24 protein-coding genes are annotated in these 26174 nt (G+C 32.6%); 9 read left to right on the forward strand and 15 right to left on the reverse strand.

Translation table 11 applies throughout. The annotated features are described in order from the left end of the window. Positions 1 to 57: 57 nt before the first annotated feature. Entirely contained in the window at positions 58 to 2412 is a 2355-nt protein-coding gene (locus ASE40_RS01335; RefSeq protein ID WP_057115011.1) for a mechanosensitive ion channel family protein, read from the reverse strand. A 443-nt stretch (positions 2413 to 2855) separates the two neighbouring features. Here ASE40_RS01335 and ASE40_RS01345 point away from each other — a divergent pair, with 443 nt between their 5' ends. Beyond that, positions 2856 to 3149, forward strand: a complete 294-nt coding sequence (locus ASE40_RS01345; RefSeq protein ID WP_057115013.1) for a winged helix-turn-helix transcriptional regulator — start codon at positions 2856 to 2858, stop codon at positions 3147 to 3149. Positions 3150 to 3287: 138 nt separating this feature from the next. Here ASE40_RS01345 and pdeM read toward each other — a convergent pair whose 3' ends face one another. From pdeM to ASE40_RS01375, 6 genes are all read right to left on the reverse strand, one after another. Continuing rightward, positions 3288 to 3923: a ligase-associated DNA damage response endonuclease PdeM gene (pdeM, locus tag ASE40_RS01350; RefSeq protein WP_057115014.1), complete on the reverse strand. Its 636-nt coding sequence runs from the start codon at positions 3921 to 3923 to the stop codon at positions 3288 to 3290. Between the two features lie 6 nt (positions 3924 to 3929). Continuing rightward, complete coding sequence (locus tag ASE40_RS01355) at positions 3930 to 6389, reverse strand: ligase-associated DNA damage response DEXH box helicase (protein ID WP_057115015.1); 2460 nt, start codon at positions 6387 to 6389, stop codon at positions 3930 to 3932. After that, positions 6390 to 7991, reverse strand: coding sequence for an ATP-dependent DNA ligase (locus ASE40_RS01360; protein WP_057115016.1), 1602 nt, complete (start codon positions 7989 to 7991; stop codon positions 6390 to 6392). Positions 7992 to 8153: 162 nt separating this feature from the next. Further along, positions 8154 to 9158, reverse strand: coding sequence for a ligase-associated DNA damage response exonuclease (locus ASE40_RS01365; protein WP_057115017.1), 1005 nt, complete (start codon positions 9156 to 9158; stop codon positions 8154 to 8156). Positions 9159 to 9206: 48 nt separating this feature from the next. Next, complete coding sequence (locus ASE40_RS01370) at positions 9207 to 9593, reverse strand: YidH family protein (protein WP_057115018.1); 387 nt, start codon at positions 9591 to 9593, stop codon at positions 9207 to 9209. A 17-nt stretch (positions 9594 to 9610) separates the two neighbouring features. Beyond that, positions 9611 to 9928, reverse strand: coding sequence for a hypothetical protein (locus ASE40_RS01375; protein ID WP_057115019.1), 318 nt, complete (start codon positions 9926 to 9928; stop codon positions 9611 to 9613). A gap of 204 nt (positions 9929 to 10132) precedes the next feature. Here ASE40_RS01375 and ASE40_RS22470 point away from each other — a divergent pair, with 204 nt between their 5' ends. Beyond that, the gene (locus tag ASE40_RS22470; RefSeq protein ID WP_262487354.1) at positions 10133 to 10264 is read left to right on the forward strand and encodes a hypothetical protein; all 132 of its coding nucleotides are present in this window, start codon (positions 10133 to 10135) and stop codon (positions 10262 to 10264) included. Between the two features lie 83 nt (positions 10265 to 10347). Here ASE40_RS22470 and ASE40_RS01385 read toward each other — a convergent pair whose 3' ends face one another. The 6 genes from ASE40_RS01385 to ASE40_RS01410 form a co-directional block, all read right to left on the reverse strand. After that, positions 10348 to 10977, reverse strand: a complete 630-nt coding sequence (locus tag ASE40_RS01385) for a DsbA family protein (protein WP_057115021.1) — start codon at positions 10975 to 10977, stop codon at positions 10348 to 10350. A gap of 392 nt (positions 10978 to 11369) precedes the next feature. Further along, on the reverse strand, positions 11370 to 12488 hold the full coding sequence (dnaN, locus tag ASE40_RS01390; protein ID WP_008469033.1) for a DNA polymerase III subunit beta: 1119 nt from the start codon (positions 12486 to 12488) through the stop codon (positions 11370 to 11372). 107 nt (positions 12489 to 12595) lie between these two features. Then, positions 12596 to 14281, reverse strand: a complete 1686-nt coding sequence (gldG, locus tag ASE40_RS01395; RefSeq protein WP_057115022.1) for a gliding motility-associated ABC transporter substrate-binding protein GldG — start codon at positions 14279 to 14281, stop codon at positions 12596 to 12598. Next, the gene (gene gldF / locus ASE40_RS01400; protein ID WP_057115023.1) at positions 14281 to 15006 is read right to left on the reverse strand and encodes a gliding motility-associated ABC transporter permease subunit GldF; all 726 of its coding nucleotides are present in this window, start codon (positions 15004 to 15006) and stop codon (positions 14281 to 14283) included. Before gldF ends, gldG begins: the two co-directional genes overlap by 1 nt. Positions 15007 to 15079: 73 nt before the next feature. After that, positions 15080 to 15376, reverse strand: coding sequence for a putative quinol monooxygenase (locus ASE40_RS01405; RefSeq protein ID WP_057115024.1), 297 nt, complete (start codon positions 15374 to 15376; stop codon positions 15080 to 15082). A gap of 211 nt (positions 15377 to 15587) precedes the next feature. Further along, the gene (locus ASE40_RS01410) at positions 15588 to 16415 is read right to left on the reverse strand and encodes an S-adenosyl-l-methionine hydroxide adenosyltransferase family protein (protein ID WP_057115025.1); all 828 of its coding nucleotides are present in this window, start codon (positions 16413 to 16415) and stop codon (positions 15588 to 15590) included. A gap of 273 nt (positions 16416 to 16688) precedes the next feature. Here ASE40_RS01410 and ASE40_RS01415 point away from each other — a divergent pair, with 273 nt between their 5' ends. The 6 genes from ASE40_RS01415 to ASE40_RS01440 all read left to right on the forward strand — a co-directional run bounded on the left by ASE40_RS01415 (position 16689) and on the right by ASE40_RS01440 (position 21562). Continuing rightward, positions 16689 to 17639, forward strand: coding sequence for a PhoH family protein (locus ASE40_RS01415; protein ID WP_057115026.1), 951 nt, complete (start codon positions 16689 to 16691; stop codon positions 17637 to 17639). A 143-nt stretch (positions 17640 to 17782) separates the two neighbouring features. Then, positions 17783 to 18463 (forward strand): hypothetical protein, encoded by a 681-nt coding sequence (locus ASE40_RS01420; RefSeq protein ID WP_057115027.1) that lies wholly within the window; start codon positions 17783 to 17785, stop codon positions 18461 to 18463. 8 nt (positions 18464 to 18471) lie between these two features. Beyond that, on the forward strand, positions 18472 to 18834 hold the full coding sequence (locus ASE40_RS01425) for a DUF1801 domain-containing protein (protein WP_057115028.1): 363 nt from the start codon (positions 18472 to 18474) through the stop codon (positions 18832 to 18834). Between the two features lie 139 nt (positions 18835 to 18973). After that, positions 18974 to 19804 carry a Cof-type HAD-IIB family hydrolase gene (locus ASE40_RS01430; RefSeq protein ID WP_057115029.1) on the forward strand — a complete coding sequence of 277 codons (831 nt, stop codon included), beginning with the start codon at positions 18974 to 18976 and terminating at the stop codon, positions 19802 to 19804. Positions 19805 to 19940: 136 nt separating this feature from the next. Next, a complete protein-coding gene (locus tag ASE40_RS01435) occupies positions 19941 to 20894 on the forward strand; it encodes a phosphoribosylaminoimidazolesuccinocarboxamide synthase (RefSeq protein ID WP_057115030.1) in 954 nt (317 codons plus the stop codon). Positions 20895 to 21181: 287 nt separating this feature from the next. After that, the gene (locus tag ASE40_RS01440) at positions 21182 to 21562 is read left to right on the forward strand and encodes an ankyrin repeat domain-containing protein (RefSeq protein ID WP_057115031.1); all 381 of its coding nucleotides are present in this window, start codon (positions 21182 to 21184) and stop codon (positions 21560 to 21562) included. A 62-nt stretch (positions 21563 to 21624) separates the two neighbouring features. On the opposite strand, the gene ASE40_RS01445 is transcribed toward ASE40_RS01440, so the two are convergent. Beyond that, a complete protein-coding gene (locus ASE40_RS01445) occupies positions 21625 to 22167 on the reverse strand; it encodes an SRPBCC family protein (RefSeq protein ID WP_057115032.1) in 543 nt (180 codons plus the stop codon). Between the two features lie 356 nt (positions 22168 to 22523). Here ASE40_RS01445 and ASE40_RS01450 point away from each other — a divergent pair, with 356 nt between their 5' ends. Further along, on the forward strand, positions 22524 to 22904 hold the full coding sequence (locus ASE40_RS01450) for an ankyrin repeat domain-containing protein (protein ID WP_057115033.1): 381 nt from the start codon (positions 22524 to 22526) through the stop codon (positions 22902 to 22904). 168 nt (positions 22905 to 23072) lie between these two features. Here ASE40_RS01450 and ASE40_RS01455 read toward each other — a convergent pair whose 3' ends face one another. Then, positions 23073 to 26171 carry an efflux RND transporter permease subunit gene (locus ASE40_RS01455; protein WP_057115034.1) on the reverse strand — a complete coding sequence of 1033 codons (3099 nt, stop codon included), beginning with the start codon at positions 26169 to 26171 and terminating at the stop codon, positions 23073 to 23075. Positions 26172 to 26174 lie beyond the last annotated feature (3 nt).

Here is a 26174-nt window from a genome sequence, read left to right on the forward strand (position 1 = left end):
CAACTTTTTTAGTGTTGCAGCTTTATTGTAAGAAGTATAATGTCTTTTATTTTTCTATTAACTAGAGAAATGTAAACCTTTGTTTTTAAAACTATTATATAATTCTTGTCTCGCCAGACTTATTGTTTCTTCGGTTCTGTAAATACTACACCAAAATTTGATCAGAAGTTTATATTTTCCGTCAGAAATAGCGCTGTAATAAATCTGAGATGGTTTTGCATTATTTACCATTGGCAAGTTGGCAAGTGTTTCGTTTACAACTAAATTGATTTCTTCTGGAACGGTTTCACCAACGATTTCAAAAGTAACTTCAACAAGTTTGAAATTATCAGTATACGTCCAATTGGTAATATTTTGTGATAATAAATTACCATTCGGAATAATAATTTCGGCACCGTTTGGCGCATTAATTTTGGTAGTTCTCAGTCCCATAGATTTAACGCGGCCAGATTCTGAACTAATTTCAACAACGTCACCAATCTGAATCGGTTTATCAAAAATCAAAATGATTCCCGATACAAAGTTGCTGACGATATTTTGAAGACCAAGTCCGACACCGACACCTAAAGCTCCTAATAAAATACTTAATTTGTCTAAAGGCATTCCTGACGCCGCAACCGCAAGCAGATATCCGCTTATTAAAACTACTAATCGGGTAATTAATAATTTTGAATGCTGTCTTTTGTTGACGTTTTCTTCGTTTTCATCATCAATTTCACCAAAGAAATACGCCACATACTTTTGCAATAAATGCGCAACCCAAATAATAATAAAGAACAGAACAATGTTACCAAGTGTAAATGTGATGCTTCCGATAGTATTTGGATGGTTTAATATTTTTTGAAAAGCAGCACGAAGTGATTCCCAAATATTAAGATTTGAAGCAATTACAACAAGCCACATATAGCTGATTACGATAATAAAAGGCTTTTTTAAGGTATCTGATAAATTTTCGAAATCAAACATTTTTTCGATGCCTCTTTTTACTCGCGTAGTATAAATCTGCAAAAGGATAATCTCTAAAATAATTTTTAATAAAACGCTTAAAGCGACAATCTGCGTAAGCGAAATAAATGCTGTAAGGCTTAACATATTGGAAAGAGAAACTCTTCCGAACAAATTAAAAAGAATTGATAAACCATTTAATCCGATAAAAATGATGCTTGCCCATTTAAAAAATCCTTTAATATAAAGTTCTTCTTTTAGGGTTTTAATTTGCACCAAACCATATCGAATTCCTAAAATATTAATTGCAACAAAAGCAAAACGCTGTAATAACCCTATTGTAATAAATAAGTCTAAGAAACAAAGGGCAAAAAACAATCCGAGTAAGAAAAGCCAATTGCGCATAGCAACTTTAGACCATTGATTTTTAAAGAGTACAGTTAAAACTCCAAGTAAAAGAAGCTGCATTAATTCTAAAAATAATGCTGGTGCATATAAATTAGTAACAACAGCAATGTTTAGTGCAATTACTAAAACGGGCAGTAACACACCACGATTTAAATATTTAAAATTTAAAAGAGAAAGACTTTCGCTGTATCCATTTGCATTTAGATATTTTACGTTTCTGGAGATGTACCAAAACAAAAGTCCCATGAAAAAACATAAAGTGATCAATCCGCCGGCTTTGTAACCTAGATAATAAGCAGCAACATTTTCTTCAATTATAATTTTATTTTTAATGTTGTGTGTTACCTTTTTATTGGCAGCCGAATCTGTGATCTGCCATAAAGTTGGATATTCTTTCTTAAAAATGCTGATTCCAGATTTTTCAAGTTTACTTTCAACTGTAATTAAAGCGCTAGAAACAGCAATTTTTCGCTGTACAGTCAATCGCTTCTTATTGTTTAAAATGGTTTGATTTTTAGTCATAAGACTATCAGTTCCAACATATCTCTTTCTAAGATCAGCAAATTCTTTCTTGAACTGCTTACGGCGAATGGTGTCTTTAAGTAAAGTAATTAAAGTTTTGTCTTTACGAAGATCAATTACGCGGGTTTTAATTTTTTCAAGATTAAGATTTCGAGCGTTTATAGCTTTATTCTGTTCTTCTAATTCTTGTTGGATTTCCTGCAGTACAATGCGGTACATCTGCTGGTTGCGCACATTAGGATTGGCGCCTTTTAAACTGGCTAAAATAAGGTTTAGTTTACTTTCTGTGCGTTTCATTTCGCCAAAAAGATGATGAGTATCACCTTCAAAATCAATGTCATTGTAGGCAGATTCTAATACTTCTCCTGCTTTTTCGATCGCCATTAGGTAATCGCTGTCTGTTGCTGTGGTGTCGTTAAATAATCTGCCGGAACTTTCTTTTTTGACAGGTTTTTGTTCTTGCGAAAAACTTTGCAGAGAACAGAAAAGAAATAAAAACAGAGCGAAAAAATAAAATGTTCTTTTTTGAAAAATCATAATGTAAATGGCTTATTTAGGGAGATCAAATTTAATTTTTTTTGCAAAACTTTTCGTGAAGAAAAAATTAAATTAGACATTTCAGCACATTTTATCGTCAGATTACGATTATATATCTCTCAAAGCGATTTCTTGCTTAATTTCTTTTAATGAATTTGAGTTGTCAATTATAATTGAAATCATAGAAAAGGGAATTACAATTAAAGCGCTAAATTCCTTTTTTAGAAATAAAAACACGATAATTAAGAGTAAAAGTATAGAAGCGCCCAGTAGAATATATATCATAAATTGTATTGTTTTCTGTCTTTTTAATAGTTGCTCGGTCGTCATTTCGCTAGGTTTCTTTGTTTTCATTTTATATTTTTACATTAAGTTTTATACAAAATTTAATTAAAAAACATTCCGAAACAATAGGTCAGATTTTCTTGACTACCCAATAAATTATGGAAGAAACAGAAACTTGTCCAGCACAAAGACTTTTAAAAATGTTATCTGGTAAATGGAAAGCAGAAATTTTTCGTTTAGCAGTAGAATCACCTCTACGATTTAATACTTTACTGCGACAAATTCAGGGTTCCAACAAACAATCTTTGTCTACCGCTTTGAAAGAATTGGAAGAAGAAGGACTTTTAGAAAAAACGACAATTAAATTAAAGCCTTTGCATATTGAATATTATCTGACAGCGAAAGGAAAAGCTTTGATCCCAGTTTTTGAACAATTGGAAGGATTATCTTAACTGAAATGGAAAAGATTTGCTGTTGTTAATAAAACAAACCTAGTAAATTTAGTTTTGATTATTTTTTAAATTTTACTTTAAATAAAATGCTGTAAATTGCTTATTATCAATTTTATAACATAATATGATAATGTTTTTTTATTCTTTACTAATCTGAATTACCTCATTTCCAGCAATAGCATAAACAATATCTTCAACATTAGGTTTCAGAAAATACTTTCCAGTAAACTCACCAAAAGCAGGTAAAATCATTTGATTTGGTTTATGAAAAAAGCAAGGAAGTCTAAGACTTTGTAAACCTAAACCACGCAAGAGAATTCCAGGATGAATATGCCCAGAGAAATTAAAAGAATTCTCTTTTTCAGTTGGGTGATGTGTAAAAAAGAAGTGATCAATTTCTAACATTTCAACTACAATTACGCCAATTTTTCTATAATGAGTTTCATCGATAATATCGTGATTTCCTGTAATTAAATACGTCTCATGATTATTATCTAAAACCCAGTTTTCAAACAAATCCCATTCTGCATTTTTGGTACTGTGGAATAAATCTCCTAAAAAGATAATTTTATCGGGATTAAAATAATCTAAAACTTCTGTAATTTTTCTGAAATTCTCTGAAATGGCATTCTGCGGAATTGCGATTCCGTGTTTTCTAAAATGCGTCACTTTTCCTAAATGAACATCAGAAATAATTATTGTATTTTTTTCTTCCCAAAAAACAGCTCCATTGCAATGCAATATAAATGTTTCGTTGTTGATTTTAATTTTCATAAAGTATTATTTCATGTAAGAAGCGGTCATTTTCTGAATTCTTTCTGCTAATGTTTCGCTTGAAAGTTTTTCTCTTAAACGGTCCGTAATTATAGGAAAACTAAACGGAGTAGGTTTAAGACATTGTTTCCAAACTATTTTTTGATTGGCAATTCGTTCCAAAGCCAAAATCAAACGACCTTCTTCCAGCTGATGTTCGAAGGTCTCACGATACGCTTGATGCAGCAATAAGTTATCAGGCTCAAAATCTCTGAATACTTCAAACAGCAATTGAGAACCGCTTTGTAGATGTTTTGTTTTGACCATTTTTCCAGGAAAACCTGTAAAAACCAATCCTGCAATTACGGCAATATCTCGAAATTTTCTTCTTGCCATTTCCGTCGAATTTAAACTTTTCTGCAAATCATGATGTACATATTCTGTTGATAATAGATTGTTATCCAATACCGCTTCAATATCAATTTCCTGATCAGAAAGCAATTCAAATCCGTAATCATTATAAGCCAGAGAAAAACTGATCGATTGCAGTAAACTAATTCTGTAGGCCAATAAACTTGCCAGCGCTTCGTGTACAAAACGTCCTTCAAACGGATAAAATATTGCATGATAACCTTCTCGGCTTTTAAAAGTTTCTATCAAAAATTCATTGTTATCAGGAACAATCGATTCCTTTCGCTGTCTATTAAACAATGGCTGAAGCGCTTTTAATTCGGGTGAAAGATTCTCAGTATTGGCTCGATATAATTCCTGACGAAGCAATTCACTCATTTGTGCAGATAACGCCATGCGTCCGCCCATCCAGCTGGCAATTTTCGATTCTTTTTTTGGACTGGCTTTTTTGACCAAAACCTGCATATTTCGAATTCGGAATAATTCCAGTTTTTTTCCTGCAAAAATAAAAGTATCGCCGGGTTTCAATTTCGAAATAAACCATTCTTCAATAGTTCCAATATAACCGCCGCTCATATATTTTACATTCAAAACAGCATCGCCTACAATTGTTCCAATCTGCATTCGGTGATGCATTGCAATCATTCGGTTATTAATTTTATAGCGCCCGTCTTCTTCAATTTCTACTTTTTTGAATTCGTCGTAAGCGTGCAGACTCTGACTTCCGTTGGTAATGAAATTGAGTATCCAGTTCCAGTTTTCTTTTGTAATGGTTTGGTAGCTGAATGTTTCCTGTACTTCTTTAAAAATTTCATCTGGAAAGAAACCGTCAGAAACCGCTAAAGTATTGAGATACTGAACCAAAACATCCCAACTGTTTAAATACGGAACACGATCTTCGATTACGCTGTTTTCTACTGCTTTTTTCAAAGCAGAAGCTTCTATAAGTTCGATAGCATGAGTGGCAAGAAAATAAATAACACTTTCTTTTCCTGGCTGATGACCGCTTCGTCCTGCTCTCTGCATAAATCGCGCAACGCCTTTTGGACCACCAACCTGAATAATAGATTCGACTGGAGCAAAATCAACTCCCAAATCTAAACTAGAAGTACAAACTACGACTTTTAATTCTTCATTTCGAATAGCATTTTCAACCCATTGTCTGGTTTCTCGATCAATACTTCCGTGATGCATCGCCATTTCGCCGGCAAATTCAGGATATTTTTCTAGTAATCTCTGATACCAAATTTCGCATGCCGAACGAACATTGGTAAAAATAAGTGTTGTTTTACTGGCTTTTACAATTTTTGCTGCTTCATCAATTAAATGTAAGCCCATGTGTCCTCGCCAAGGATAAGTATCCATTTTCTCTGGAATAATCGAAACAACTTTTATTTTTTTATTAATTATGGCTTTAATTAAAACAGAATTATGATAAGCCTCAGAATCGACACCGAGCAAAACTTCCTGAGCTTGCTGCAAGTTGCCAATTGTTGCAGAAATTCCCCAAATGCGAATGTTTTTTGCAATTGTTTTGAGTCTCGATAAACCTAATTCTACTTGAACGCCACGCTTTGTTCCCAGCAATTCATGCCATTCATCAATTACAATTGAACTGCAATTTTTAAAAGTAGATTCGTATCCTTTTGAGGCTAAAAGCAATTGCAGGCTTTCTGGAGTTGTAATTAATAAATCTGGCATTCTTCCTTTTTGCTTGGCTCTTTCCGCTGCGGAAGTGTCTCCAGAACGGATTCCAACCGTCATTTTAATATCTAAATCATTTATAACTCTTTCTGCAGCTTGTTTGATTTCGACTGATAAAGAGCGCAAGGGCGTAATCCAAATAGCTTTTAAACCAGGAGTTTGTTTTGTTTTATAGTTTGGATTTTCTTTAATATAATTTAAAATAATTGGAAGCCAGAGTGCATACGTTTTTCCGCTTCCGGTTGGAGCGTTTAGCAATCCATTTTTTCCCTGCAGGAAAGCAGTCCATGTCTGAGTCTGAAACGGAAAAGGTTTCCAGCCCTGATTTTCAAACCAAGTGCTGGCAATTGTAAATAACTGCTCTCTATTCATTTATGAAATCATATTTTTTAAATCCTCGATCGAATTGGCATCTTCTATTTTTTTATCCTGACGCCATCTTAAAATTCTGGGAAAACGGGTTGCAACACCGCTTTTATGTCTTTTAGAAAGTGCAATTCCTTCAAAACCAATTTCAAATACTAATTTTGGAGTTACACTTCTTACAGGCCCGAATCTTTCTAGAGTATTTTTTTTAATAAAATCGTCTACCATTCTAAACTCAGCGTCGGTTAAACCAGAATATGCTTTCGCGAAAGTGACGAGTTCACGTTCGTTATTTTCATTTTCATGCCACAACGCAAAAGTATAATCGGTAAACAAATTAGATCTTCGTCCGTGGCCACGCATGGCGTAGGTCAGTACCGCATCTATTGTTAAAGGTTCAATTTTCCATTTCCACCAATCACCTTTTTTTCGTCCAACTAAATAAGGAGAATCTTTTCGCTTCAACATTAAACCTTCGCTTCGCATTTCGCGTGATTTTAGTCTTTCAGCTGTTATTTCTTCCCAAGTTGAAAAATTAAGTCTTTCTGATAATTGAAGCGGAATATCTTTTCCGATTAAAGTCGTAAATAATTCTTCTAATAATGTACGGCGTTCTTCATAAGGCAGATTTCGAATATCATTTCCCTGCCATTCCAGTAAATCATAAGCTTTGATGATAACTGGAGTGTTTTTTAAAACAGAAGCTGATACATTTTTTCGTCCAATTCTCGTCTGCAGATCATTAAAAGTACCAATTTGATTATCTATGAAAGGAAGAATCTCGCCATCAATTACAGTTCCATTTGGAATATTTCCGATAAACGAATTGAACTCTGGATATTTATCGGTTACCAATTCTTCTCCTCGGCTCCAGACGTAAATTTCATTATCGCGGATAATAGTTTGAGATCGAATTCCGTCCCATTTATGTTCGGCACTCCAATCTTCTGGATTTCCAAGATTTGAAAGTTCTCCTTCAACTGGATAAGCTAAATAGAACGGATATGGTTTTGATAAATAATCGCTGCTTCTTTCGTCTAAAATTAACTCTTGAAAAGTAATCGTGTTCGGATTCCAGTCTCCCATTAATTTGTATGCAAGAGTATCTTCGTCAATATTTTCAGATTTAGAAAGTGCTCGAGTCATCAATTTCTGACTTAAACCAATTCTAAAACTACCTGTAATTAACTTTGTGAAAACGAATCGTTCATAATAATTTAAATTAAGCCAATTGGTCTGTAAATATTCTTTTTTTTCGAAATCGGTTTTCTTTTTTAGAGCGATAATTTCTTGTAGAAATTCCGTCAGACTTTTATCAGAATGTTCTTCTGTAGTTGGAATAACCAATGCAATAGTTTCGGCCAGATCACCCACAATATGATAACTTTCCTCAAAAAGCCAAAGCGGTATATTCGCCAGTTCGTTTGCCCACAATCTTAATAAAGTCGTATTAACAGGTCGGGGAGGGCGACGGTGAGAAAGAATAGCTATTGTCCACACTTTATCTTCATCGCTGGCTTTTTGAAAGTAATTCGTTAAAGCATCAACTTTTACCGATGTTTTATTAGAACTATCCAGGGTTTTTATAAGCTCGGCAAAGTTTTTCATAATTTTTTTGGTTGATGGTTGATGGTTAATGGTTGATGGTGATAGTTGATGGTTATTGTTAATGCTCTGTATTGGTGATCGATATTTAGGGTGTGATTTTGAATAAATTGACAACTCCTAATTCACAACTCACAATTCACAACTCACAATTCAAAACTCCTTTCAGTTTTCTTCAGAATCATTCGTTTCTCCTTCATATTGTGTGTGGGCGGTTCTTGCATCGTACCCCAATTCTCTTAAATATTTAGAGAATATATCCGAATATCCATGGGTGCAGATTACTTTTTCTGCGCCTGTCGCTTGAATGCTTTCTAATAATCCTGTCCAGTCGCAATGATCACTTAAGACAAATCCGCGGTCCACAGCTCTTCTTCGTCTTGCGCCTCGAAATGCCATCCAGCCGCTTGCTGAACCTGTTACAAAAGGCGTCATCCTTCTAATCCAAGTACTTCCATGCGCGCTTGGAGGTGCGATAACGATACTTCCCAACAAATCTTCTTTTTTAGTTTCAGGCGTTACTCGAATTGTTGCAGGTAAATCAATTAACGGACGAACAACTTCGGTCATATTTTCGATTGCACCATGAGTGTAAATTCTTCCAATATTTGGATCCAAATTTTTTAATAAACGTTGTGCTTTTCCTAACGAATAACCAAATAGAACAGAGGTTTTTCCTTCAGCGCGATTTTCTGCCCACCAATTATTAATATCGGTCATTACATCTGTCTGCGGTTCCCATTTAAAAGCGGGAAGTCCAAATGTACATTCCGTTATAAATGAATGGCATTTTACGACTTCATAAGGGGCAGAAATTCCATCGTCTTCTGTTTTGTAATCTCCTGTAAATACCCAAATCTCACCTTTGTATTCTACTCTTATTTGAGCAGAACCAATTATGTGGCCAGCAGGATGAAAAGAGAATTTTACACCGTTTATAGTAAAATTTTCGTTCCAGTCTTTGCCGGTTACATTAATATCGCCAAGACGATGTTTTATGATGGGCACATTGGTATAATGCGTGATATAGTTTTGATGTCCCCACCTTGAATGATCTGAGTGACCGTGTGTGATAATGGCATTTTTAACTGGACGCCAAGGGTCGAGATAAACATCTGCCTGCTGACAGTAAATGCCCTTATCGTTAAATTGTAATAATGGTGGATTCATCTTTATAATTTTAATAATTAGATAATTTGAGAATTAGACAATTACAATTTATGTACTTGCAGCAATAATAAGATAGGCGATAAGAGAAATACTCAAAACAAAAAGCATCATTGTTATAAACGTCAGCATTGCAGTTGAATATTGGTATTTGCCCTGTTTCAATAATTTGACAGTTTTAGTGTAGCGCAAATAAGATAGAAGAATCGTTAATGCGCCTGCAATCAATAATCCAATTCCTAAATAGATAGTAAAATTACTATTTGGAGGTACAGTTTCTGCTAAATATTTAGCCGGAAGCTGTTTTAAAAACAATGAAAATTTTACTGCTACAAAACCAAAAACCATTATGCCAATTCCAGTACGAAGCCACGCTAACAAAGTTCTTTCGTTAGACAAATATTCATTCATTATTTCTTGATCATTTTTTGGCGACATAATTTACTAAAGGTTTTTTAATTTTCAAGATTTTTATAAGGAGGATTAGAGTATTTTTCGTCTTCATGATCCAAATTATAACTATCATACGGATTTGATTGATCATAAGTTGAAAATGAAGTATTATCTTCAGCTAGATTTAATCCGCTTTCTATAATTTCATAACTATCTTCAGAAAACTGATCACATTTATTTCTATAAGTAGTATCAGGATTTTGGCCAGTTGTGAATTCTTCATCCATTGCCTCATTTTCATGAGCTGTATCAATATGATCTGGTCTACTGCATATGAAGTGATTTTTTGCAGCAATGCTATTGTCGGCATTTGTTTTCATAGCTGTTATTTTAAATTAATAAACATTCAACTTTTGCATATATACAAATTTGAAAATTAGTTATTTAAAAAAATTATAGGATTTAATTTTAATCTTACATGATTGTTTGCTTTTTATTTTATAAGATTCGAATTTAATTCTATAAAAAAATCAATCGCCTATTTTGCAACTTTGTATATCAATAATTTAAAAAATTATATTATCATGGAAACTTCAAGAAAAGATTCGAAATCTGGAATGAAAGATTCTGGAAAAACTCAAAAATCATCAACTGGTTCTAGAGGAAAAAGCACTACAACAAAATCAACAGATTCAAAAGGTAGAGGTAGTCATTAATTTTTAGTTTGAAATAAACTAAATAATAAAAGCGTGCTGTTTAAATATAGACAGCACGCTTTTACGTTTTTTAAATGTTTCTTTTATTTGAGAATTTCTTCAATAGTTTTTATAAAGGTTTCTACAGGCTGTGCTCCAGAAACTGCGTATTTGCGGTCGAAAACAAAAAACGGAACTCCTTGAACTCCAATTTCACCAGCTTCTTTAATATCTGCTTGTACTTCTTTTATAAATAAATTATCGCTTTCAAGTACTTCTCTAATTTCATTTTCTTCCAAACCCGCTTCAATTCCTAATTGAATTAAAGTAGGACCGTTGTTTAAATCTTTTCCATCAGTGAAATAAGCTTTGAAGAAAATTTCTTCCATACGATCACCAATGTTTTTGGTTTTAGCCAATTGAATGATTCGGTGGGCGTTTAATGAATTTGATATAACGGCTTTGTCAAAATTATATTCTAAACCAACACTTTTAGCGCGTTCAACGACTCCTTTGTGCATTTCTTTAGATTGTTCGATTGACATGCCTTTTCTCTCAGCTAAAAACGTGTAAACGTCCATATTTGGCTGAGAAGTAATAGTTGGATCCAATTGAAAGCTTTTCCATTCAATTTCAAAATCATTATTTGGGAACACAGCAAGCGCTGTTTCCAACTGTCTTTTTCCGATATAACAAAACGGACACATGATGTCCGACCAAATTTCTATTTTCATTTTACAAAGTTACAGAAAATTTTGTTTCAGGTTTTCAAGTTTCACGTTTCAGGTTTAAAGTTTAACCGCAAAGGTCGCAGAGGTTTTTCGCAAAGGTCGCAAAGTTATCATAGAGCTTTGCGAACTTTTTGCGTTTGTAGACATATAAAGCTTAGAAAAAAAACTTAGCGAACTTTGCGGTTAAAAAACATACAGCATATGTACAAACCTGAAACATGAAACCTGAAACAAAACCAACCAAACCTTAAAATAAAAAACCGCAACTCTTTATAGGAATTGCGGTTTCTAGGTATAAAAAATGGTTGGTTAATAGCGATATCTTTTTTTTTTACAATGATAGATCTTTAATCTGAAACTAAAAAATATCCCTGTAACAGAAAGAAACTTTAATGTTAACTATTTAACATTACAGGCATTACAAGCATAGTAACTGTTTCTCCCTCTTCTAAACCATCTACAGGCGTTAAAATACCTGCTCTATTTGGTAATGACATTTCAAGCATAATCATGTCAGATTGCAGGTTTGTCAGCATCTCAGTTAAGAAACGAGAGTTGAAACCAATTTGTAAATCATCTCCTTGATAATCACAAGTCAATCTTTCTTCTGCTTTGTTTGAGTAATCAATATCTTCTGCCGAAACATTCAATTCAGCTCCAGCAATTTTTAAACGAATTTGGTGTGTAGTTTTATTAGAGAAAATCGCAACACGCTTAACTGAACTTAAGAATAAAGAACGGTCAATCATTAATTTGTTTGGATTTTCTTTTGGAATAACTGCTTCGTAATTCGGATATTTTCCGTCGATTAGACGACACATTAAGATATAATTGTCAAATGAGAAAGTCGCATTTGAATCGTTGTATTCGATTTTTACTTCAGCATCAGAAGTTCCTAAAATACTTTTTAAGATATTTAAAGGTTTCTTTGGCATAATAAAATCTGCTACTTGAGAGGCTTTTACATCTGTACGAGCATATTTTACTAATTTGTGCGCATCAGTTGCTACGAAAATTAATCCTTCAGGTGAAAACTGGAAGAAAACTCCAGACATTACAGGACGTAAATCGTCGTTTCCAGCAGCAAAAATAGTTTTACTTACCGCAGTTGCCAAAACTTCTGCAGGAACAAGTGTTACAGACGGATCTTCTAGACTTACCGCTTTAGGAAATTCTTCTCCAGCCGCATAAGCCAATGCATATTTACCAGAATTTGAACTAATTTCTACTGTATTGTTATCCTCAACAGTAAAAGTTAATGGCTGTTCTGGGAAAGTTTTTAAAATTTCAAGCAAAAGTTTAGCTGGTACAGCTACGCTTCCTTTACTTGTAGAATCGATCGATAATGTAGCCGACATTGTCGTTTCAAGATCTGAAGCCGAAACTGTTAACTCATTATTGTTTAGTTCAAATAAAAAGTTGTCTAAAATTGGCAACGTGTTGTTGCTATTGATTACACTACCTAAAACTTGTAATTGTTTTAATAAGTACGAACTCGATACTATAAATTTCATCTGTTTTATTTTATTTTTTGATGGATCTTTTAGCAAATAAAGGGCTAAATATACGGATTACAAATATATCTTAAACAATCCAAAGTATTACATTTTTTTATTAACATCTACTTACTGTACCTTCTTTTTCTGATAAAGGTAAAGGCAAGTCCGAAAACTAATAAAATTAGAATTGGAACTCCGATAGTTATGAATTGGGTCATAGTGTAGCTTTCGTAAACTTTTTCTTTATCTAATAAAGGCAGCTCCACATCTTTACTTCTAATGTTAATAAGTCCAGTATCATCCAGCAGATAATTGATGCAATTCATGATAAAGTCTTTATTGTCGTAAAGATTTCCAGTTCTTTGATCGTAACCTAATTCTACAGGCATTCTGTTTTTGTCTAATTGATTTCTTGCCAAGTCTCCGTCAGCAATAACAATCATTTTATTTGGTTTTCCTTTTGCGGTAAAAGAATTGTCTTTAAATGGCAATACTCTATTTTCAAAAGCAGAGTGGAAAGATCCTTCTAATAATACGGCAAGCGGTAAATTTCCTTTATTCAAATACTCTTCTGGAGTAGATTTTTCGGTTACCATATTCAGGTTGATTTCTGCAGGCGAACCGATAGTTTTAGAATATTGGGAAGACTGTAGCAAAACAGTTTTTTTAATTCCATTTTTTAAAGTGTCAATCGGACTTGCAAAATCGAATTTAATACCGCCAAGATTTTTAACGATCGGGTGCTGGCTTGCTGGGTAAACCTGAGGCGCGAATTTCCAGACAAAATCCTGATATTGAGTTGCACTTCCTTGTTCGCCGGTTGCCAGTTTTATTGGGCTTCCTTGTTCATCTTTTATCAAATCAGGATTAATTCTGAACCCGTATTTGAAGAACATATCATTAAGATTTAAATCTCTCGGATATGCTAAAGTGGCGCCCATATCATTATACAAACTATCCATATCGGCAGCAACTTGGTCAATTAGCCAAATTGTTTTTCCTCCGTTCATTATAAACTGATCCAGAACTTCTTTTTCTTCGTCAGTGAATTTTTCTGTTGGTTTTGAGATAATGGCTAAATCGTATTTTTTTAGCGCATTTAAAGTTCCATTTGGATCTTTTGCAACAGAATCTAATGTAAATGGTCCGATGAAATAACTTTCTCTAATCTGCAGCAGCATTTTAGCGATATGAATTTCTTTCAATTCACCGTTACCTCTTATAATTGCAACTTTTTTCTGTTTGTTTTTAGTAATTTTATTGATGGCATCTGCGATAGAATATTCTAAATGCTGAATAGATCCCATTACTTTTTGTGTAGTCGAAGCACCCATTATATTTTTCAATAATGGAATATTAACTTCTTTTCCGTTATAAACTGCGATTGCCCAAGGAAAAACCATTGCTTGAGATTGTTTTCCTTTATCGTCAACTGTTATGTTTACTGGCGTTAATCCTTTTTTGAAAAGTGATTTTGTAAGTTCGTCACTTTCTTCTTCATTTTCTAAAGGATCGACAAATTCGAAAACAATATTTTTATTATACGCTTGAAATTCTTCTAGTAATTGTTTGGTTTCCTGCTGCAAACGTTTAAAATCTGCTGGAAGATCGCCAGCCATATAAATTTTTATAGAAAGCGGATTCTCAACTTGTTTTACAATTCCTAATGAAGTTGGAGACAGCGTATAACGTTTGTCTTTAGTTAAATCAAAACGCTGGAAAAATAGTGTTCCAAGTACATTTAAAACAACTAAAATGAATATAGTAATGCCTAATGTTTTTAAATTCTGCTTTGTAGATGCTTTCATTACGCTTTATAAGATTTTAATTGGTAAACAGTAAAAGATAGAAAAGCGATTGTAATGCTTAAAAAATAAATAACATCGCGTGTATCAATAACACCGCGGCTCATGCTTTTAAAGTGATTCTGCATTCCTAAAACTGCAACAATATTGTTTGAACCAGGAATTAAAGAACTTACACCTTCAAAACCAAAATACAAGAAAAAGCATAAGAAAACAGCAATAATAAAAGCTACAATCTGATTTTCTGAAAGGGTAGAAGTGAAGATCCCGATTGCTGAATAAGAAGCTATTAAAAATAACAATCCGAAGTAAGAACCAATCGTGCTTCCCATATCGATATTACCTTCAGGTAAACCTAAATCTGAAATTACTTTTACATAAATAAGTGTCGGAACAATTGCCAAAATAATCAAAAGAAAAGAGCCGAAAAATTTTCCGTTTACAATTTCCCAGATTGATAAAGGTTTTGTCAGTAACAATTCTAAAGTTCCTTGTTTCTTTTCGTCAGAGAAACTTCTCATAGTTACGGCTGGAATTAAGAATATTAGAATCCATGGCGCTAAAGTAAAAAACGGAGTTAAATCGGCATAACCTGTATTTAGAATATTGTAATCTCCTTCAAAAACCCATAAAAATAGTCCGCTGCTGATTAAAAAAATCGCAATGACCAAATAGCCGATAGGAGAGCCAAAAAAAGATTTTATTTCTCTTAAAATGATTGATTTCATTCGTGTTTTGTTTTTATTGTTTCATGTTTAAGGTTTCAAGTTGCCTGCTTAACGTGAAACTTGAAACTTTAAACTATTTTAAACTAACCAATTTATCCACGCTCCAAGCTTCTGGCTTTGCATTGAATAATTTTTTTGTAAAATCCCAAACCGTATTAAAAAGCTCAGAATTCCTATAATTTTCCAAATCAGCTTCGGTTTCCCAATAACTGTAAGTGAAAAAGATGCATTTATCATTTTTATCCTGATACAGTTCTAAAAAACGATTTCCCTCAGCATTTCTTATTTTTTCTTTCACGGATTTAAAATTCTCCAGAAAATCAGGAATTTTTTCTTCATGAAAACTCATTTTTACTATTCTGACAAACATGTTGTTATTTTAAATTTGATAGTCCAAATTTTAGATTTTTTTAAATTGTCTAAAGTCTTACAGGTGCGCAAAAATACCAAATTTGATTGTTGTTTTTATAAAAAAATAAAATTCCAATAGAGAAATTCCAAATTCCAAACTTTAGAGTTTCCTTAATCTAAAATCTATCCCGTCCTGAGGTTTCGGGATCGGGACTAAAATCTAAAATTATTTACGAAAACTTAATCGTAATCACATCACGATAATTCAATCCTAGCAAACTATTAGCAGAACCTACTTTAGAAGGATTGCTTCTAAATATTGCGATTTCAAGAAAACCAGCTTCATTAAAAATCGCCAGTTTCTCTCCTTCATACGTTTTAATCGGATACTTATCAGAAGTTGCAATAGCCGAATAATTAGGTAAAATCGTTTTGATATTTTTAGGTTTCATTACAATTTCATACTGGCGTCCGCGTGAAACTTCTAAGAATTGTTTCTTTGAAATATTAGTGACAACGTTTCCAAAATGATCAATATAAATTATATAGCCTTTTAACGAGTTTCCGTCGTCGGCAACAATAGCTTGAAGTTCAGTTGCTTCTTTTATTGAGGTGATTTCTTTTCCAATTACATTCAATAAACCGCCTTTTGATAAATGAGAAGCCACTTGAATAAAGATATCCATATCCGTTGATTCTATCGGGAAACGATCATGAATATTTATCGCAACAATTTTTTGCGGTACGATCTTCTGTGTAAGCATGCTCAAAATTCCGTTATCGGCACAAATAAAATAGTGGTCATTCCACTGCATGGCGATATGCTGGTTCTCTTTATTGCGTTCAATATCGACGCCAATAAGGTGTACAGTTCCTTTCGGGAAGCTTAAATAAGAGGCGCCAATTACATAACTGGCTTCTGCAGTATTAAAGGGATCAATGTCATGAGAAATGTCAATTATTTGAACCTCCGGATTTTCAGAAAGTATTTTACCCTTCAGCGACCCCACAAAGTGATCTTTTAAGCCGTAGTCTGTAGTAAGGGTAATTATTGACATCATTTTGTTTATAACTATTGATAGTATTTAAATCTAATTTTCATTAAATTTGAGAAATGCAAAGCTAATAATAGTAAACACAAATTGAAAGAAAGAAAAGACAAATTGTGATTTTAAAAATTAACTTGCTGTTATAGAAGTCTCTGTGGGAATGCAGCTCCAAGTTTCTACAAAAATGGAAAACTGAAACTGCAGCTGGAAACTGAGACTAATAAAAAAGACCCGACAACCCCTAAATAAGAAAAAAGGAATTTTAATTTAAAACTACTTCATTTGAACGAAAGAATAATCGAGCTAGTAGATATTGCTCCAAAAGAATTTTGGGGCGCACAGGACAGCCATCTAGAAATTATTAAAAAGTATTACCCAAAGCTTAAAATCGTAGCGCGAGGGACAACTTTAAAAGCATTTGGCGAAAAAGAAGTTTTAGATGAATTTGAAAAAAGATTTCAAAGATTAATGCTTCATTTCACACGATACAATAATATTGATGATAATGTAATTGAACGTGTAATCATGAGTGATGGTCAAGAAGATAAAAGAAGTTACGATCATGACAAAATCTTAGTTCATGGTGTTGGCGGTAAGATTATCAAAGCGATGACGCCAAATCAGCAATTGCTGGTTGATACCATTAAGAAAAATGATATGGTCTTTGCTATTGGTCCTGCTGGAACTGGAAAAACGTATACCGGTGTCGCTATGGCGGTTAAAATGTTAAAAGATAAAGAAGTAAAAAGGATTATTTTGACTCGTCCTGCAGTGGAAGCCGGAGAAAATCTCGGATTTCTGCCTGGGGATATGAAAGAAAAACTCGATCCTTACATGCAGCCGCTTTACGATGCGCTGCGTGACATGCTTCCCAACGAAAAACTCGAAGATTACATTTTAAAAGGAATTATTCAGATTGCGCCGCTTGCGTTTATGCGCGGTCGAACGCTTGATAATGCGTTTGTAATCCTTGATGAAGCCCAGAACACCACTCACTCACAGATGAAAATGTTTTTAACCCGTATGGGAAAAAACGCTAAATTTATGATTACTGGCGATCCTGGACAGGTCGATTTACCACGAAGAACTATTTCTGGTCTGAAAGAAGCGATTTTGGTTCTGAAAGATATTGACGGAATAGGAATTATTTATCTGGATGATAAAGATATCGTTCGCCACAGATTGGTTAAAAAGGTAATTGATGCCTACAAGCAAATAGAGAATCACGACTAATTTTTAATTTTAGTAAAATGTTAAATGTAAATCGTGAATTGTGTTTTAACATTTATTAATATTCGTTTTACACTTGTTTCTTTGGAAAAGTGTAAAACGAATATTTTTTTAGGAAATAAATAAGGAAAGGGTCAATTTTATAGATGGAAAGTAAAATTATATTTGTAGTAGGTTTTATTATTTTTTTTGCATTTAAGTTTTTTGCTCAAAATAAAAATTCAGATAATAACATAAAGAAATTATCAGGAAAAGAAATTGTTGCAGAACTAAATAGATTAAATTTTTTCAATCTCACAGACAAAAAAGATTTAAAAATAACAAAGGAAGCTTTTAAAAAATCATATGATGAATTAAGTTTCTTTGAAGGTCATATGAAAGAAGATTTAAGTTTTACCGATAATAGATTTTATTTTATCGATAGTGAAACATTATTTGAAGGAGAGGGATTAATACAATATTTGGAAACTATAAAAATTTCATTTGACAAATTAAATTTAAAACTTTTAATATCAGAGGAATTTGAAAATCAAACTGATAAGCATTTACTTCATAAGATTAAATTAAACGGTAATGAATATGTAGCTTTCGATGATAATTTTGGAGATCATGATTGGACTATCGCCTATTTAAATTTTATTGAAATGTTGAATAATGAGCTTAAGATTCAAGGGAGTGAAGAACAATTTTATCCAATTAGTTCAGGGAATGATGGTAGAACAGTACTTCTAACTAGAGATTTATTTGAATTTGTAAAAGAAAATTATCCTGATGATTGGGAACATCCAAAAAACATAAATGAATGGAAAGTTGGACTTAATTTTTGAATTTCAAAATGAAAAAACCAGATGATTTCTACTTAAATCAAGAAGAACCTGTAAAAGGAATATTTTTGGCATTAAAAGAAATCATTTTGAAACAAGATGAAAATATAACGAATACTTTAAAATACGGAATGCCTTTTTTCTGTTATAAACGTAAAATGTTTTGCTATTTATGGATTCATAAAAAACTTAAAAAACCGTATATCGGAATTGTGGAAGGAAAACATTTTGACGAACCATTTCTGATTCAGGAAAAGCGTTCGAGAATGAAAATTATGATGTTTGATGTTAATGAAGATTTACCTTTAGAAGAAATTGAAATTGTAATTCAGAAAGCTGTAAACTTATATAAATTAGGAATTATAAAAGTTTAAAATATTTAAATCGCAATATTTAATCAAATAGTTAAATAAATAATAAACTTAGCCCATTTTTGGATTTCAAAGTTAGGAAACTTTGTCTAAACGAGCTTAAAGCCGTAAATTTGCATAACATCAATATTTGATAATTAATATGACAAAACTTAAAAATATAAAAGTTGTAGTAAGTGACCTTGATGGAACTTTACTCAACCCTCAACACAGAATTTCAGAATATACTAAATCAATTTTTCAAGAACTGCACAATCAAAATTACCTTATAGTTGTAGCAACTGGCCGTCATCATCTTGATGCAATGGCAATTATTGAAAGACTTGAAGTTCCTGTATATTTAGTGAGTTCAAACGGAGCTAGAATTCATTCACCAAATAAAGAAGAGCTTTTTGCTTTTAACCTAGACAGTGATGTGGTTAAAGCCGCATTGAATGTTGAAATTGATCCTGCAATTACAGTAGTTTTATTTAAGGAAAATGTTTGGCAGACTAACAAATGGAACGAAAGACTTAATTCTTTTCAAGCCGAATTAAAATACCGCCCAGAATTAGTAGATTATAAAAATCTGGAAGATTTTGGCGCAATCAAAATTTTCTTTTCATGCGACGATCATGAAAAATTAGTAAAACTAAAGGACGATGTTTTAGCAAACTCTTCAGAACATTTGCATCATGCTTTTAGTTTACCAACCTGCTTAGAGTTTATGGATAAATCTATAGATAAAGCAGTTGCAATTGAACAAGTATTAGAAAAAGAAGGTTACACTTTAGATCAAGCAGTTTCTTTTGGCGACGGATTTAATGATGTGCAAATGTTATCTGCGTCTGGAAAAGGCTTAATTATGGGCAATGCACCAGCGGTTCTAAAAGAAACTTTACCAGATTTAGAAGTTATTAAAACCAATGCAGAAGATGGTGTAGCAAGATATATTGCATCTAAAATTTTAGATAAAGAATTAGCTTCAAGTTAATTTTGAATCATATTCAAACTAAAATCCTTAAATATTTTATTTAGGGATTTTTTTATTTCTGAATCTTAAAATTTCATGGTGTAACTCTCTGAAATAATTTTAAATTTGCATTCATAAAAAACAACACAACTAGATAATGAGCAATACAATCACAACTACAAATTTTAATTTCCCAAATCAGAAATCAGTTTACCGCGGAAAAGTTAGAGAAGTTTATAATATCAACGACGAACTTTTGGTAATGGTAGCAACCGACAGACTTTCTGCTTTTGATGTAGTTTTGCCTAAAGGAATTCCATACAAAGGACAAATCTTAAATCAGATTGCTACTAAATTTATGGAATTGACTCAAGATATTGTTCCTAATTGGTTAATTGCAACTCCAGATCCAAACGTTGCTGTTGGACATTTATGTGAGCCTTTTAAAGTAGAAATGGTAATTCGTGGTTACTTGTCTGGACACGCAGCTCGCGAATATGCAGCAGGAAGAAAACAAATCTGCGGTGTTACTATGGCTGAAGGCTTAAAAGAAAATGATAAATTTCCTGAGCCAATTATTACTCCAACTACAAAAGCAGATAATGGTTCTCATGATGAAGATATTTCTCGTGAAGCTATTTTGGCAAAAGGAATTGTTTCTGAAGAAGATTATTTGATTTTAGAAAAATATACTCGTGCTCTCTTTCAAAGAGGAACTGAAATTGCAGCTTCTCGCGGATTAATTTTAGTGGATACAAAATACGAGTTCGGAAAAACTAAAGATGGTGTTATTGTTTTAATTGATGAAATTCATACACCAGATTCTTCTCGTTATTTCTATGCTGACGGATATGCCGAAAGACAAGAAAAAGGGGAGGAGCAAAAACAACTTTCTAAAGAATTTGTTCGCCGCTGGTTGATCGAAAATGGTTTTCAAGGGCAGGAAGGACAGCAGATTCCAGATATGTCTGATGAATATATTGAATCTGTTTCTGAAAGATATATTGAATTATACGAGAATATCTTAGGAGAAAAATTCGTAAAAGCTGATATCGATAATATTGATCAGCGTATTAATAAAAACGTATTAGAATACCTATCTTCTAAATAATAATTTCTGGTTTAAACTAACTATTTAAACCGTAAAGTAAAAAGAGTGCCCTGCTATTTGTATATCTTACAGCAGGGCATTTTCTTTTGTGAAGATTGATTTGAAATAGCAAATTCAAATTAAAAATATAATGTTAATTATGCAAAAAGCGCATTTCAGTTTTTCTGATTGCGCTTTCTTGTTTTAAGAGTTTTTAATTTTTTTTTCATTTTGATGCAACGTTTTGCCTATAAGATGCGTCTAATTAGAAATCATCACAATCATTAATCATTTAACAAACATCAATCATGAAAAAGAAAGTAATCATTCTGGGAACGGCTTTGGCTGTATTTACAAATTTTGCAGCAGCTTCTAATCAAAAGCCGGCAATTAAAAATCAAATTGAAATTTCAACTTACTTAGCATCACCTTTGCATGAAGCTATATGTCAGGGTAATCTTGAAAACGTTAAAAAAAGTATCGAATATGGTGCTGATGTTAATAAAATTGTACGAAATATGACGCCTTTAATGCTGGCCGCTCGTTTTAATCATGTGGACATCATTAAAATTTTATTAGCCAATGGAGCCAAACCTTCAATCGAAAATGACCATGGCTTAAAAGCATTAGATTATGCCAAATATGCAAAATCAGATGAATCTGTAGCTATTTTAAAAGGGTTGAGATAATACCATTAAAAAAAGAAAAGCATCATTGATAAAATGACGCTTTTCTTTTTTTAAAGTCTATTTTATTTTTCTTCCATTATATTTTTCAGATTTTCCAAACCTTTTTGTAAATCTTTTCCAATCATTTGGTCTAATCTAAGCATTGGAAGCATAATATTTGTTGGATACGGAATTTTACCATTTATTTCCCATTTTACTTTTGTCTGATTTCCAGAAAGAGGTTCTGTTGACATAAATCCAACTGCTGTATCTTCCATTGGTTTTTTAAAGCGAAGTGCAAAATCTATTTGTCTGTTTTCTTTTATTTTAGTTATTTCTTGTTCACCAACTCCAACTTCTTTTACATTACTTTCCCAAGAAGAAATAGAACCTACAGTTCCATCGGTACCTTTGTAACTCACTTTCATTTTCGGATCAATATTGGCCCAAACACTAAATTCATTCTGATTTCTTAATGATTTTACATATTTAAAAACGCTGTCAACTGGTTTATTAATTGTAATTTCTCTTTCAACCATATATTCTTTTGGCATAAAATAAGCCACTATTAATACTAATGAAATAATTAAAATTAAAACGACGAGTATTCTTTTTATAATAATCATAGCTATTGATTTATTGGTTATTATTTTAAGTAAAATGCTATAAATCTAATGGTTTATAGTTTGAATAGAATAGTAAAATTAAAAAATAAAGATTTCGATATACGCTGATGGACAGAATTTTGAAAAATAAAAAAAAAGTTTTTTCGAATTTATTGTAACATTTTTCATTTTTTGTAGTCTATTATAGTAAAACCATGAATTTGGTAACATTCAAGTCTTTTAATTATGGTTTTATTAAGTTACTGTTAACAATTGGTTAAAACATGGTACTTTGTAATGCATAATACGATAAAAATAGTTACTTTTACATGGAAATTAAAAATCATCATCAATCATTTTAACAACAATCAATCATTATGAAAAAATCAGTTATTTATTTAGGACTAGCCTTGGTAACATTTGGAAATGTAGCAATGGCTTCAAGTGGAGTTTCAACAATTAAAAATCCAATTGAGCGTACAGGTTATACAGCAAACCCATTAAATATTGCAATTAGTAAAGGAGATTTGCAAACCGTTAAAAAGTTTATTGAATACGGTGCAGATGTTAATCAAATCTCTGAAGATTTTACACCTTTAATGATCGCTGCTCGTTATAACAAGCATGAAATTGTTAAAATTTTATTGGAAAATGGAGCTCGTCCAAATTTGAAAAATGAAAAAGGATACACTGCATTAAAATATGCAGAATTATCAAATGCTACAGAATCGATTGCGATTTTGAAAGAATTGAGATAACAGTTTAAAAGTTTTGAGTTAGTATTAAAAAGACCTTTCTGAGCAAAAGGTCTTTTTTTATGCTTTATTTTCTTGTACAATTTATAAACAGAAAAGCACCATTACAAAGAATGATGCTTTCCTTTTTTAAATCCAACAAATTGATTTAAACTAAAACTATTAAAATTATTATTCAATTGGTACATGTTTTTTTCTGTTGAATACCCAGAATAAAATTGGAAATACCAATAAAGTTAAAACTGTGGCTGTTATAAGTCCTCCGATAATTACAATTGCAAGTGGTTTTTGCGATTCTGATCCAATTCCTGTAGAAATTGCAGCAGGCATTAATCCAATTGAAGCCATTAATGCTGTCATTACAACCGCTCTTGTTCTGGCTTTTACTCCCATAAAGATGGATTCTTCGAGCGTGAATTTGGCCTTTAAATTATGATGGAATTCAGATATCAAAATAACTCCATTTTGAATACAAATACCTAACAGGGCAATAAAACCAACCCCGGCAGAAATTCCGAAATTCATTCCTGTAATATGCAGTGCAATAATTCCACCAATTATAGCAAACGGAACATTGGCTAAAACAAGAAGAGAATCTTTAAAGTTTCCGAACAATATAAACAGCAATACAAAAATTCCAATTAAACTAATAGGCACAACTTGAGCCAAACGCGCACTGGCACGAACCTGATTTTCAAATTCTCCAGTCCATCCAGTTGTGTAACCTGCAGGTAATTTTAATTTATTAACCTTTGCCTGTGCTTCTGCAATTGTACTTCCTAAATCACGATCACGAACAGAGAATTTAACACCAATAAAACGTTTCGTATTATCTCTATAAATAAATGCTGGACCGGTAATGGTTTTAATATCGCAGATTTCCTTCAAGGGAATTTTGATGCCGCTTATGGTTGGAACTTTAATTTCTTCCAAATCTTTTTCATCTTTTCTGTATTCTTTAGAAAAACGAACACGAACATCAAATTTCTTTTCATCCTCGTATTTTTCAGTAGCAGTTTTTCCTCCAAAAGCTAATTCTAATACCGCTTGAGCATCACTTAAGGTTACTCCGTAAGCTGCCATTTTTTCACGATCTAAGATTACGCTTATTTCCGGCTGTCCCACATTTCTTAAAATTCCTGCATCTTTTATACCTGGAATATCTTTAATTTGAGCGAGGACTTCATTGGCAAGCTGATCTAATTTATTTAAATCATCACCATAAATTTTAACCGCATTTGAAGCTTTAAATCCAGCTACAGATTCTGCAACGTTATCAATTACGGGTTGGGAATAATTATAAGTAATTCCTTGGTGGACTTTTAATTTATTATCCATTTCATTAATCAGCTCATCCATAGAAATTTTTCTTGTCCATTCTGCTTTTGGTTTTAAATCAACTTGAAGCTGGATAAATCCAAAACCATTTGGGTCGGTTCCATCATTGCTTCGCCCAGTTTGCGATAAAACATTTTTAACTTCTGGAAAACTTTCTAGGTCTTTTCTAATTATTGCTGCTGTTTTAACACTTTCTGGCAATGAAGTACTCATTGGTAATTCAGCAGTAACCCATAATGCACCTTCATTTAACTGCGGCAAAAATTCCGTACCTAAAAATCCTGCAGAAAAGAAAACTGCAGCTAATAATCCAATAGAAGCAATTAATGTTTTTGCTTTATGTTTAAATGTCCAAGCAAAACCTTTAGAAACAATTCTGTCCCAAAAATTCACAAACGGATTATGTTTCTCTTTTACATTTTTATTCAATAAAATATGAGAAAGAACAGGAACTAAAGTTAAAGTGAAAATAAGTGCCCCCAATAATGCAAAACCTAAAGTAAAGGCTAGGGGAGAGAACATTTTTCCTTCTACTTTCTGGAATGAGAAAATTGGAAGTAAAGCTGTAATAATAATCAATTTAGAAAAGAAAATAGCCTTACCCATTTCTGTTCCTGTTTTTTTAATTAAGCTTCCTTTTGCAATTTTATTAAATTTTTCCATTCCCAATTGATGCGCTCGATGATCTAAAACCACAAACAAACCTTCGACCATTACGACGGCACCATCAATAATAATTCCGAAATCGACTGCACCTAAACTCAATAAGTTGGCGCTCATTCCCATCATTTTTAGACATAAAAACGCAAATAATAACGAAAGCGGAATAACAATAGAAACTGTAAAAGTAGTTCGCCAGTCGGCCATAAAAAGAAATACAACACAGGTAACCAGGATAATACCTTCAAATAAATTGTGCATTACCGTTTCGGTAGTGAAATTCATTAAATTATCTCTATCGTAGAAAGTCTCTATTTTAATGTCTTTTGGAAGAACATTGTCATTCAAATCTTTGATTTTTGCTTTTATTAAGGCAAGCGTTTCCTGCGGATTTTCTCCTTTTCGCATTACAACGATTCCTTCAACCGCATCGTCATTATTTCCAAGACCAGTTTGTCCAACCCTTGGCATAGAACTTTCGTAAACATCAGCTAGATTTTTAACCAAAATTGGGTTTCCACCAGCATCATCAACAATAATATTACCAATATCAGCTTTAGATTTTAATAAACCAACACCTCGAACGACAAAAGCTTGTCCATTTTTTTCAATTACGTCACCACCAACATTTAAATTTCCTGCATTTACAGCATTGTAAACTTGTAATGGAGTAATATTATATTTGGCAAGTTTAATAGGATCTACACCAACTTCGTAAGTTTTAGTCTGCCCTCCAAAAACATTTAAATCTGCAACACCAGGAAGAGAGCGAAGCTGTTTATCTATTACCCAGTTTTGATAAGTCAATAACTCCCTGCTGTCTCTACTGTTACTTTTTACAATATATCTGAAAATTTCACCAGTTGGGCCGTATGGCGGCTGAACATCTGGTTCTACATCATCAGGAAGAGAAACGTTTTTAAGTAAATTATTTACTTGGAAACGGGCAAAAGTATCGTCGACTCCATCATCGAAAATGATTTTAATAACAGATAATCCGAACATAGTAATGCTGCGAACACTCGTTTTTTTCTGAACTGAGTTCATTGAGATTTCGATAGGAGAGGTAACAAAACGTTCTACTTCTTCAGCACTTTTCCCATTCCATTGTGTAATTATAATAATCTGTGTATTGGTAACGTCTGGAAAAGCATCAATAGGCATATTTTTGAATGAAATAAAACCTGCCACAGCCAATAATCCAACCCAAAAGAAGGTAAATGCTTTATTCTTTAATGAAAAAGCAATAATATTTTTAATGAATTTGTTCATGTT

This window comes from Flavobacterium sp. Root935 (assembly GCF_001429295.1).
Classification (GTDB): Bacteria; Bacteroidota; Bacteroidia; order Flavobacteriales; family Flavobacteriaceae; genus Flavobacterium.